This is a genomic window from Rhodoferax sp. UBA5149 (genome assembly GCF_002413825.1).
In the GTDB taxonomy this organism is placed as follows: Bacteria; Pseudomonadota; Gammaproteobacteria; order Burkholderiales; family Burkholderiaceae_C; genus Rhodoferax.
Genome location: NZ_DHXT01000194.1, coordinates 11391 through 12369, shown reverse-complemented (window position 1 = coordinate 12369; position 979 = coordinate 11391). Strand labels below are relative to the sequence as shown.

General features: G+C 66.3%; 2 protein-coding genes. Both read left to right on the top strand.

Translation table 11 applies throughout. The features are described 5' to 3' along the window. A partial coding sequence (locus B3V69_RS17325; RefSeq protein ID WP_296448247.1) for a nicotinate-nucleotide--dimethylbenzimidazole phosphoribosyltransferase occupies positions 1 to 219 on the top strand: 219 nt, incomplete at its 5' end. A 2-nt stretch (positions 220 to 221) separates the two neighbouring features. Further along, the coding region (locus B3V69_RS17320; protein ID WP_296448246.1) for an adenosylcobinamide-GDP ribazoletransferase at positions 222 to 979 on the top strand (758 nt) is incomplete at its 3' end.

Genomic DNA, 979 nt, shown 5'->3' with positions numbered 1-979 from the left:
GTGTTCGCGCACCGCTCGGGCGAGCGCGGCCATGAATTCATGCTGCAGCATCTGGGCGTGCAGGCCTTGCTGGATCTGGGGCTGCGCCTGGGCGAAGGCTCTGGGGCGGCGCTGGCCTGGCCGCTGTTGCAGTCGGCTTGCAGCATCCTGCGCGACATGGCCAGTTTTGTGTCGGCAGGGGTGTCCGAAAAATCCGCGGCCCAGACCAGCGCCGTTTGATGATGCGCCGCTTCTGCCGCCATTACCTGCTGTCCTTGCAGTTCTTCACCCGCATTCCGGTCACCGGCCGGCTGGCCGACTGGGTCGGTTACAGCCCGGCCATGCTGCGCGCCAGTGCCGGGCATTTTCCGGGCGTGGGCTGGCTGGTCGGTGGGCTGGTGGCGGCCTTCACGGCGCTCTTGCTGGCGGGGCTCGGGTCCAGCGTGTTTGCGCCACTGGTGGCGGCGGTGTGGGGCACGGCCTTGGGGGTGCTGATCACCGGCGCCTTCCACGAGGACGGCCTGGCCGATGTCTTTGACGGGCTGGGCGGCAGCCCGGAGCGGGAACGGGCCTTGATCATCATGAAGGACTCACGGGTGGGTGCCTTCGGCGCGATTGCCGTGGTGCTGGCGCTGCTGGCCAAGGTGTCATTGCTGGCGCTGTTGGGCTCGGTCAGCGGCACGGTATTGTGTACGGCACTGTTCTTGGCGCACGTGGTGTCGCGTACCTGGCCGCTGCTGCTGATCCGCCTCATGCCGCATGTGGGGGACGCAGCGGGTTCCAAGTCCAAGCCGCTGGCGGATCAGATCAGCGGCGCCAGCCTGTTCACCGCCTTTTTATGGTGTTTTATGGCGCTAGCCCTCGTCGTCTATTCGCAAGCAGCTACTAATTTCATAGCGACTGAGAAGCCGGGGATGGCGCTGCTGCAAGCGCTGGTCTCGGCACTGGCTATGTCTGCCGTGGCGTGGGGGCTGATGGGGCGCTGGTTTTGGCGGCGTCT